We start from the raw sequence: 11,897 nt of genomic DNA, 5'->3' as shown, positions 1-11,897 counted from the left end.
ATAAATTATATTGCGTATGAGACGCTTTTTAGTGTGCATTGTTTTGCTGTTGACAGGCTATATGGCTGCCGGACAGATATACACCGGAGGAAAAGGGGACGGAGCGACTATGTCGTGTGTACCTCCGGTGGTAAAAACGTTAAGTGCTACGGAAATTACCTGTGTCAGCGATACGATTCTATTGGTCGTACATGCCACGGGCACCAATCTGCAATACAAATGGCAGAAGCTGGGTGCTAATTTCTTTACGGATTTGACAGATGCGTCCAGGTATTTAGGATTGGGGACCGATTCCTTGCGGATATTGAATCCGACCAGTGCCACCGATTCCGGACGTTATCGCTGTCTGGTGGTGAATAGTTGTGATTCGGATACCAGTGAGGTATTCCATATCGATCTCAACCGGGCGCCCTGGCTGACGAATCCGATGGCGGCTCACGAATATTTACAATATGCCTGTATCAATACCGGTTCCGTACAATTGGTACCCAGTTTTGCTGCAGAGAAAAACGATATTCAATATGCCTGGAAAAGGATAGATACGTTAAGCGGAAGAACGACGATATTGCCCGATACGACCCGGGATCTGACCGTTAAGCTGACACCTCCCGCCGAAGATGTGGAAGGGCTGTATGTGGTATCGGCCTATAACGAATGCGGTATCGTTTCGGATTCGGTCTTTTTGCCGGTATACGATATTCCTCAGGTCATCTGGGATAATGTTGTTGTCGACGGGGTGTTGACGACCTGTGAATACGAACGCCTGGAACTGAGGGCTAAAATTACAGGAGGCGGATCTTATACCTGCTATTTGGAGAAGTTATATAAAGATTGGAGTACGGGAGAATGGAGGGTACAGAATTCCAAATTGCTGCCTTCTTCCTCTATTTTTATCAACGGGGTGCTGATGTCGGATGCCGGTTATTACCGTTGGGCGATTTCCAACCAATGTTCGGATGAAGATTCCTACAGTGAGATCATCGAATTGAAAGTAGAAAAAAAGCCCAGTTTTATCCGGCCGGTGAGTGAAGTGTATGTATTTCCGGATACGACGGTCTGTGAGGGGAGTACGCTTGTAATGACCTGTACGGCCAGCGGTTCGGCAAACCAGTATTACTGGACGAAAGACGGAGTACGTATTCCGGAATCCGAAGGCAATGTGCTTCGTCTGGAGAATATTCAGGAAAGCGATGCCGGTAATTATTTCTGTGTCGCTTATAATAATTGTATCGAAAAGGAGACATCCAGACCGATTCGGGTAAAAGTGACTTTACGTCCGCGTTTCGACCGGGATCCTTTTTTGAAAAAACGGGCTTGTGTGGGAGATTCCATTACCTATTTCGGTGTGGAACCCGATCTGACAACCGATAGTTTGCGCTGGTATTTCAACCGGTTGCCTTTGTATGATAACGGGCATTATGAAAATACGACTTCGGAGGATTTCGATATTCTTCATATCGGAGAGAGTGATCTGGGACTCTATCAGGTGAAGGCCTATAACCAGTGCGGGGGTACTCTGAGTGAGCCTGTGCGTCTGGAAAATCTGGCGATTCCGGTCAGCTTTAAAAAGGGTGTCGGAGGATACAACATGCTTTTGTGTGCCGGAATGGAACAAAAACTTTCGGTAGCGACGACGGGTACGACTCCCATCCATTACCGGTGGGTACTTAACGAACATACATACGAATCGGATACCAATTTCGTAGAAGTGAAGGGCCAGGATGTGACGGAACGGAATAAATACAAGGTATATGCTTATAACGTATGTAATGCGGCCTTGGACAGCGGTTGGGTGGATGTAGAGGTTTTCGAGCATTATAAATTCACCGGAGAGGGGGAATACTGTGCCGGGCATACGCCGACGGGAAATTTGACCTTAGCCGGTTCTTCCGATACGTTAACTTATTCACTATACCGGGATTACGGTATTTTTGTCAAGGAATTGAAAGGTACGGGCGATTCCCTGAAATTCGAGAATATGGCGGGTGGTATATACTACATTATGGCCACGAACCCCAAAACCGAATGTTCCCAGGAAATGAACGGACGGCCTTATATCGACGAATGGCCTTCGCCCAAGGCCCCGAACTTTTTTATTTCCTCTTACTATTGTATGGGAAACAGCGGTGCCACCCTGGTATTGGGAGAATGGGAAAACGATGTGCAGTATCAGTTGGAACGCAATCAGGGAAGCGGCTTCCAGAATGTGCCTTATACGACATTTACGGGAGGTGTACGCATCTTTGCCGTTCCGGAATTGAATTCGCCTCCCGACGGGGAGCCTCGTATTTATGAAAATATGGATTACGGGCGTTACCGGGTCGTGGCTACCGGTGTCAACGGTTGTACGACGACCATTACGCTCGAAGATTCCGTGTATATGTTGCCTCCTCCTTCCATTCATAAGTTGTCGGCTCTGCACGGAGATACTGTAAATTGCAACATCAAGCTTGCCGACGGTACGATCTATACGGAATTTACCGAGTTGCAGGTTGACCGTTTTATGGAAGGGGCGACTTATACCTTGTATAAGAATGGGGTACCGGATCCGGACAAAGAACCCGACCGTACCTCTCCCATCGGCTGGTCGCATATCGGCGAAGGGGAATATGAGGTGCATGTGGAGACACGTGAAGGTTGTACGGGAACGACCAATAAGGTCCGGATACGCAATGTGGATGCTCCCAAGGAGCAGACACTTTCGGCCAGCGGCAGCCTGTGTGCCGAGCTGGATACGGACGGGGATACCAAAACATTGACGATAGATGCGACGGAGCCGGGGGTAACTTACGAAGTATATCGTCAGGATCCGGCAAAGTTGTGGTATAAATTTATCGGTGACGGTAATCCGAAGGATATTATTATTCCGAATCAGCGGGCGACTTTTTATGCCAAGGCGATCGACCCGACGGGTATGTGCAGTACTTCTTTTTCCAAGGATATTACTGTCAAAGCCAGTAATTTCCAGGTGTCGACCAATCCGGCGGATATTTATCTGGACGCTAAAGGATTGACGACCTGGCTGCATGTCGATATTACCGGAAATTATGTACAGCCGCTGGAAGTACAGTGGGAGAAAGAGTCGGAATTGCAGCAGACGGGAGTGATTTCTTTACCCAATACGACAGTGCACAAACAATATTATTGGCCGTTCTGTCCTTGTGCAGCCAAGCATGATTCCTATGGATCGGATTGGGTGCATCGGTATTCCCACGGTCCGAACTGTACACTGACGAATTGCCCGTACCTGTACCATGCTTACAATCCCGCCGCACACGGTTGTGTTTATATGGGAACGGAGTGGAATACGTATACGGTGGCCGGTTATGCCCGTAGGGGAAAATGGTACGACCTGTACTATTGCCGGGATCAGGTGACGGATGATGCCGGACAGGAGTGGTATGAGAACGATAAGAGCAATCCGTTCCGCAACCGGCTGACGACACCGGTGAACGAAGACCGTACTTATAAAGTGACGGTAACCGACGGAGCCGGGTGTGTACACAGCGATGACGTAACCGTCCGGGTGATCGGCGGTAAATTACGGGCGGAAATTCTTTTTTCCGACATACACAAGCATTACGAATATCCGTTCTGTCCTTGTGTCGCCCAGCATACAGGCTACCATTACTGTTCGCGGAATTGTAATTCCGAAAACTGTATCCGTCAGTACCATGCCCACAAACACGAGGGGTGTATCAAGCGGAAGACGGAATATATCGAATACCGGGGACGCTACCAGAAATATTACGACCTGTGGTATTGCTGTACCAATCTCGAAGCAACCGATACCATTGTGTATAAGAACGACGAATTGTTTTTCTGTTCGGATGCCAAAGGAGGAGATTATGTGTACGAGAAAAACTGGTCGTTCGACGCTCCCGGATATGCCGATGCTTCATGGGGCGGAATGAAGGGGGATACCGTGATGTTTACCGCCAAGCAATCGGGCTGGCTGCGTCTGCGTGTTACGAGTATGGGACAGGAAGTGCGTGACAGTATCTGGATTGAGGTATACCGCCGTCCGTTTACCGCCTATATACAGGACGGGAACGGACAGGACCGTATCGATTCTTTGTATCTGTGTAAAGGAGAAGAAACGAAACTATACGCCTATACCGCGGGAGGAGACGGGGATGTAACGACAACCCAATGGTGGGGAGACGGTTTTACCGGTCCGAATACCGGTTGGTGGATTTTTACGCCGGAAAGAAGCGGCTGGTTCTTCCTGACGGCCCGCAACGACGATGTGGTGATTACCGACAGCGTTTATATTCTGTTGCGGGAAAGTCCCGGCACACCCGAGGTCGAAGATCCGGGAGCGCGTTGTGTTTTGCCGGGACAGAGCGAGACCATTAAAGTGCTTAGTCCGACAACGGCGGGAGTCAATTATGTGCTGGAATACAGTGTGGACAACGGCGGTTCTTTTGTCGAAAAAGACCGGTATAATAATTCCAGAGGGGGAGCCATTCCGTTCCGGGTGGAGTCGCCTGTCAGGGATGCCGGAGTCTACCGGGTAAAGGCCGAGAGTGTTGCCGGCGATCATCATTGCTCCACTTATTCCGAGCCGATCGAATTTATTGCGCCGCCTTCTCACGATGAGCTTACTTCTTTGAAATATTGTGACGGAAAGCAACTGGTGTTGCAGTTGAACTCGACGTCGACGGATATGTCTTACTCTATTTTGTCGAACAGAAACATCTGTTTCGAGACGATCCATGCACCTAACGATTATTTCCACAAACAGTTCGGAGCCGGTACGTATAAATTCGTATATACCCGTAACGGTCATTATCCGTTCGAGAACGGATTGACAAAATCCTGTTCGGATACGGTCGATATCGAAATACGTAAAGTCGTTCCTCCGGCGCAGGTAGACGCTGTTGTCAACAACGGATTGGGAGCCTGTGAGGGACAGAATGCGACACTTGCTTTGTCGCCGACCGAAAGAGATGTGACTTATTTCCTGGAGGCTCCGAACGGAGAGCGTACGGAGTTGTTTACCGGAAACGGGGGCGTGGCTGAAACGGTGCTTTCGGCCAGACCTTACGGCACCTATCAGGTGAAGGCCGAACGGGAAGGCTGTCCGACACTGGTGAATTGGTTTACTTTCAACCGGAATCCGAAGCCGGTGGTTCAGCCGGATGTATATTATTGCTATCCTTATGGCAGATTGAGTCTGGGCGAAGGAAGCGATCTGACCTATACCGGTCTGGAAGCGGGAGTGACCTATATATTGCAACGGGAGGGCATTTCTTTCGATACGATTGTCGGACCGGGCACCAAAACCTTTCAGGGAATACAGAATGGAAAATATACGGTGCTTGCCCAAAATGACGAGACGAATTGTTTCTCGACGACGGATTTTGAGGTAAAAGCCGAAGAAGCTCCGAAGGAATTTACCCTGTACGCCGATTGTGCACAGGAGAAAAATATCACCCTTCGCTCGAGCGAGAGAGGAGTACGTTATACCTTGTACAGAGATAACGAGGTTGTTGCGACAATGGCCGGTACGGGAGATACCCTGAAATTCGGAGTTTACAATACGACCGGCGTATATACGGTGAAGGCTGAAAATACAACGACGAATTGTAAGGCTGATATGAACGGCAATGTGCAGATTACAGAACTCGATATCTGCGATCTGGTACAACAGCGGCCCACCTGTACTGCGGCTACGGTAACCGATTTGATCTATCCTTGCAGCAGTAAGGGTTGGTCCTATTACCTGAAAGACGTCACCACTACCGATACCTTGATGAGTGACGTGCTTGCGGGTACCGGCTCTGCGATCAGCTGGTCGTCGGTGGGGCCCCGGATGATCAAGCCATATGTTTCCGGCAGGGTGACCAAGAATTCCCGGTATATTTTATGGGGACGGGATGTGTGTGGCGATATTCCTTTGGATACGATCGAGGTCGGTGTAACAAAGCCCGGTTCCGGTGTGCTTTCCATGGAAAATGTCACTTCTTTGGACAATGTTCCGGCAGAATCCTGTATCAACGAGTGGGAAAATATTTACCTCTCCCAGGTGAAGGCGGATAATAAATATGTATTGATCGGTTTGATGGATGGCGGGTACCGGGATTCGCTGACGTCTTATACCGCTACGGAAGATAACAATACGGACCGGATTTTCCTGGGGGCATACAAGGCTTACGATGCTTATGTGCTGGATATGGATCACAAGGGATGTATTTCCAGTTCCCGGATCAACGTCAATTACAAACCGATGCCCCAGTTATCGGGTTTGGACGGAACAAGCATCTGCGGTAACGAAGGGCAACTGGAGGTGAGTCTGGTCGGGAAATTACCGAATCAGAATTATTACCTCTACATTGATTCGAAAGCAGAGGCGCTGGATACGTTGTCGGCTTCGGAAAGTGATATACAGTTCAGGCCCCAGACCGAACCGGGACGTTATTGGGTGATCGTAGACAATATCGATCCGGTGAGTAAAGCCCGTTTCTGCCGGGATACCATGTATCCTTCATACGCTATCGGGCAGGCCCCGCAGGCATTCGATATTACCCGTTATCCGGAACTCGACGGCGGAAATATTTACCTCTGTAAGGGAGATACGGCGACGATTTCTCTGGGTAGAACCGAAAAGGCTGTAGAATATGCCTTGTTCCGGGACGGCGTGGAGGTGTCTCCGATGCGGCAGTACCGTGTCGATGGCGGTGAGATTACGTTTAGCGTACGCGAAGCCGGGGTATACTCCGTGGTCGGCTTTTTAGGAGCCTGTACACAGGAGATGAATAATAAGATTACGGTGTATATGGATACTTTGCCGAAATTGCAGCTTTACGATACCTATTATTATTGTAAGGGTGCAGAGACGGGGGCTAAGATCGAAGTACTCGGAGCACCGTACAAATGTGTCTTTGAGTTGAGGGACGGAGGACTCGGAACGGATCCTATTGAGCGGGATACGGTACAGCGGTATTGGGGAGACGGTATCAGCGATACGATTTCTTTCAATCACCTGTGTCCGGCCGGTGAGCAGTATTCATACGTGCTGACTTTCCAGACAAAAGGAGGATGCCGCGGGCATCATTATTTCGATGTCGAGGAGGTCGAACCTCCCACGAAGTTCGAGGCCATCAGTACGGGAGATGCCGTGTGTGAAGCCGAATGTACCCGTTTCGGTATTGCCGGCGACCAATACAATGTCGAATATTCATTGATGAAGGTCGATCCGGACGGAGATTACGAATACAACGACAATTATATTGTCGGCTGGGGAGACCGCGATACGTTGTGGTTCCCGTACCCGGTTTGTGAGCGGGGAGAATTCTATGTAAATGCGACCTTCTATACCCGCCCGCAATGCAGCAGCCGTTTGAAAGTAAACGGTGTAGATACGGTATTTCTGGCCGAGGTAGATACGATACGGGAATGTAGCCTCAGGGATTATGAAGTACATTACTGCTCGGAAACTGCTGTCGGAGGAACAATTACGCTGTTGAATGCCCAGGCGGGTATCGAATACCGGTTGTGTAAGGATGGTGTCGATCCGGTTGTGGTCGGGGATTACCTGAAACAGGTATGTACCGTTGAAGGGGAAACGCTCGAATGGACGGATGTGGCTGCCGGAGAAATTTGTAAGGGCGAGGATTTCGACAACGGAACATTATACAGAATATGGGCCTATAACCCGGCAACCCGTTGCTCCAAATGGATGGAGGCACCGGTGTTGGTTATCGGAGACAAACGGCCGGAGGTTTCGGCAATGACGGCTCCTTATTATGAATTCTGTGACGGAGAGGGTGTATTGCTGAAAACCCGGGCTACCGGATGCGGTTTAAGTTATGAATGGTTCCGGGTGGGTACTTCCGGTAATATTGCAGTGGGAAGAGATGCCGACCTGGAAATCGGACAAACGGGAAGTTACTATTGTAATATTACCAATACATGCGGTACTTTCCGCAGCGAGCCGAACATAGTGCTTTATGTAAAAGATGAGACCGTCATGACTCCGATGGGTGTCAAAACCCTTTGTGAGGGTACGCCGGGATTGATTTTCAGTGAGTTCGAAAATGTTAATGACGGAGATTACATCTGGTACCGGGCAGAAAAACCGGATGCCGTACTCAGTACGCATCCCTGGCTGGAATTTGAGAACGTAACTCATACCGACGAAGGGTATTATGTTTGTGTCGGCGGAGATATGAAAAAAGGATATTGTAATGTGTATGCCGATACGGTGTTTGTGAAAGTATCCAATCATGTGGACAGTGCCCGCATACAATTGAAGCGGGATACTCTGTGCTGGGGAACGACAAAATCCATGAGTGTGGATTTGCCCGGTTACAATATACAATGGTATTTTAACGGAGAGGCGATACCCGGTGCGACAGCCAGAGCGTACAGCAAGACCTTCTATACAACTGATGCCGGGCGTTATGCGGTGAAGATCAGCAGCGGTTGCGGAGAACGGGATTTGATTCCGGCCTACGACATTGTTGTGGATACGGTCATCGATCACATCTGGCATACGGACGATCAGAACCTTTGTACGGATGGTCCGCTTTACCTCGAAGTACGTACTTCTCCGATGTCCGGAGTCAATTATGTATGGCAGCAGATTATCGCCGGAGAACCGAAAACGGTGATCGGAAACAGCGCCGGTATAAAGGTGGATGTACCGAAGGATGTGGCCCATGTTACTTACCGGGTGTTCTATTACAATACCTGTAACGATTATGCAAGCAGTGCTTATCAGGATGTGGAGGTCAATGTGGCAGTCAGCATTAAAGCGACGACGCCCTGGCCGGAAGAAATGACTTTCTGCGAAGGTTCGGGAGGTTCGTCGGCGGATCGAACCCTGACGGCTACGATGACCGGTACCACCGTTCACGAGTATGTCTGGATTTTTAATCCGGCAGGTACCGCGGAGACGGATACCGTTGCCCGGGGAAAAACGGTGAATTCCTACACGATTCCCGATAATAAGGATGCTTCCGGGCTCTATACCTGTATGATGACGACCGATTGCGGACGGATGCGCTATGACTACAGTTGCTGGGTACGTATCAATACTCCGGCTTCGATTGTAACCGATTTGGCGGCTACTGCCGGTAAGATGTGTGAAGGAAGTTTGTATACGCCTTCCATTACGGCGACAGGTAGTGATCTGCAATTCCGCTGGATACTGTGCCATAAAGACGGGACAGTGGATACCGTGGCGCGGGGGATCGGCTACGAATGGGAAGATACCCATATGTTGTCGTTGGTAACGGAAGAGCGGTATGCCGGAGATACCTTGAAGTGTATCGTGTATAACAATTGCGGCTTGGATGAGTCCACTCCGGTGATCCTGGAGATCGAAGGACGGCACAACATAGATGTGGAACCGGAAACGTGGGTATGTTATGATTCCCTGGCGACGGTACATGTCAAATTAATGGACGGACACGGTGCTCCTTATGTATCCGGCGCCTGGAGTTATGAGCTTTGCCGGGAGGATTACAACCCGATCGACCGGGATGTTGAGGCCGGTAGGGCTGTGGATACCGTTACCCGTTTGCAGCCCGGAAACTATGCTGTGAAGAACCTGACGGACGGCGTATGTGATTACAAAGACCAGGAAATGGCCGTCTTTACGATAAGCGAACGGACGAAGGCTACGGCTCAGATGTCTTTGCCGAACGGGAAACGGGACACAACCTTGTGTGCCCAGGCCGACTTGCCGATTTATGTGAAGATAGCCGGAGGCACCGGACCGTTTGAAGTAACCATCTGGCAGAAAAAGACCGGAGAGGCGAATTGGTCGGTGTTCAACGAATGGATCAATGTCAATCCGTTCTATATAGAGGCTGCCGAAGCACATGCCGGCTATGTATACAATATTCCGGTGGTAAATCCGGCCCGCTTTATGGTAACGGTCCGCGACCTGAACGGTGGCGACGGAATAGACGGGGCTTGCGAGGTATTTATCGACTCCGGAACGGAGATCATCGATGTAAATATCGTACCCAAATCGAATGTGAACTGGGGCATGCCGGTCGGACGTACCGATTACGGAGAGTGTGAGTTACCGATTAACCTGAACACCATTCTCAATCCCTCGGTGGCCAACGGTATATACCATATTACCAAGTTGCAACCCGGAGGAAGTGAGGATATTACTTTTGACCGTAATTGGAACTCTCCGTTTATTTTACAGACGGACGGTCCGGGGCGTTATCAGGTAACTTATTCTACGGGAGGCATCTGTGATGAGGTAACCAATTCGAAAATTATCTTTGTGATCGATTCGTTGCCGAAGGCTCATTTTATACCGAAAGATACGATTATCTGTACGGGAAATATGCCGCCGAGGGTGTATGTTGAAATGCGGGGAGCAGAACCGATGGATTATATCCGTGTGGAATCGAGCCGTCTGAGACGGGACGGAACGGTAGAGCCGTTTACGCGGCCGGGTTGGGAAGCCGGTACTCCGGTGGGGACAACCATCAGTTATCCGAGACAGGAAGTACCGTTCTACATCGTCAATACCGATTCGATCGTGCGCTATGTGCTGAAGGAACTGAAAGACCGTCACGGATGTGCTATGGCTGCGGGACCGGAAATTTCGACCTCGCTGACAATTGCCCAATTGCCGCGGGTGACCGTGGAAGGTTCCAACCAGGCATATGACAACGGCTTCTGGAATTCCGTATTGCAGGAATACAGTATAGCGACGGGAGATAGCGTGCGCTTCCGCATCCGGATGACGTCCGGAACGGCACCCTGGACCTTGACGGTGACTTACGGCAATTCCTATCCGATTATGGACGGGGAGGTGACGACCTATACCGTGTATGCCAAGGATACTATTTTAATCGAGAAACGGGATGGACATTATTTGTTCAATTGTGAAGACGCTCACGGTTGTAGTCTGAACAACTTAGGGACGACACACCGGCAAATCAGTATCGAACCCGACGGCTACTTTAAGCTGGAAGGAGTGTTGTTGGGAGGTGCGGTCGATCCGACGCTGCGCGGACAATCTGTCAATGGAAGTCAATTGATGTTGACGGGGGTTATGAAATCAGATTTGATGACCTACGGATTATTGCCGACTACCGATCTGGAACCGATGGCCCTGGCGAAGAGTGCCGATTTTATCGATTGGATTTATGTGGAAGCCCGTACGCAGGATGTACTGGGTAAGTGGACAGTCGTGGCCCGGGATAGCTGTATCCTGTTGAAAAACGGTAAGGCGCTTGGCAGAGACGGTTCCAACGTTTTGAAACTACCCAAAACGGGAACGCATGGGAAGACTTTCTACATTGCCGTATTGCACCGGAATCATTTGCCGGTGATGACGGCGAATCCGATACAGTTGGGAGCCAGTCCGACGGCGCCGCAAACGGTGACCTTCTGGTACAAAGAGAATTTCTGGACCCGGGATAACGATTTGGAAAAACACGCCTGGAAAGGGATTGTGTTGCTTAACGGCGGTATAGATATCTGGGCGATGGCACCGGCTTACCTGAACATCAATCAAAAGGCCTTGCTGGTAAGTATGTCGAATCCGAATGCCTCCTTCTTCAATGCAGGAGCTCCCGGTTATAGTATTTTCGATGTGAATTTCGACGGTATTGTCGATTTCCCCGGCTATATTTCAGACTGGAGCCAGATTAACAGCTACGGCAGCAGTGAAGATGCCTGGTTGTTGTTGTTGAACCGGGATAAGTTTTCGGAAATAGAACTCGAACCTTAAACGAAGGACGGCAGGTATGAACATAAAGTATAAATTATTGCCTTAAATGTGAGTTTGAATTTACAATTTGAAGTTATGGTGCTGACAGATTGATTTGTTATCGGATTTGTTTAATCTAAAATCGTAAATCTGAAATCTACAATTCAAATGCCGGTTTAAAGCAACAGTCCGGCTTCAAAATCGG

At 49.5% G+C, this 11,897-nt stretch carries 1 protein-coding gene; it reads left to right on the top strand.

The genetic code is table 11. The features are described 5' to 3' along the window. Nucleotides 1-16: 16 nt before the first annotated feature. Entirely contained in the window at nucleotides 17-11,713 is an 11,697-nt protein-coding gene (locus BN8908_RS11815; protein ID WP_068690747.1) for an immunoglobulin domain-containing protein, read from the top strand. Nucleotides 11,714-11,897: the final 184 nt, after the last annotated feature.

It is taken from the genome of Culturomica massiliensis (assembly GCF_900091655.1).
GTDB lineage: Bacteria > Bacteroidota > Bacteroidia > Bacteroidales > Marinifilaceae > Culturomica > Culturomica massiliensis.
This window is presented reverse-complemented; position numbering and strand designations above follow the sequence as displayed.